The following is a 421-nucleotide window of genomic DNA, read 5'->3' as shown; positions in this document are numbered from 1 at the left end:
CAGCAGCAACACAAGCGGTTCAAACTGCAGAAGCTAAGCATGATGAATTGGTAGAGGCAATTGCTGCTAAAAATGGTGTAATCAGTCCAGCAACGCAAGCTCAATTACAAGCGATCAAAGATCAATTAGATGCGTTGAAAGGTACAGCACAAGGCTTGGTTGATGCATTACCTGCATCAGCAGCTAAAGATGATCTAGATGCTCGTTTAGATGCTCTAGATACAGTTGTACCAGCAGTGAACGATACAGATAGCAATGGTATTGCTGATGATGTTGATGCCGCGATTGCAGCAGCAACACAAGCGGTTCAAACTGCAGAAGCTAAGCATGATGAATTGGTAGAGGCAATTGCTGCTAAAAATGGTGTAATCAGTCCAGCAACGCAAGCTCAATTACAAGCGATCAAAGATCAATTAGATGC

At 43.2% G+C, this 421-nt stretch carries 1 protein-coding gene; it reads left to right on the top strand.

Annotated elements, in window-relative coordinates:
* A partial coding sequence (locus AC1M83_RS14190) for a GA-like domain-containing protein (protein WP_481590945.1) occupies positions 1 to 421 on the top strand: 421 nt, incomplete at both ends.

This window comes from Acinetobacter sp. 25-47-130 (genome assembly GCF_056779705.1).
The sequence above is the reverse complement of the archived record's forward strand: the minus strand, read 5'-3'. Positions and strand labels throughout refer to the sequence as shown.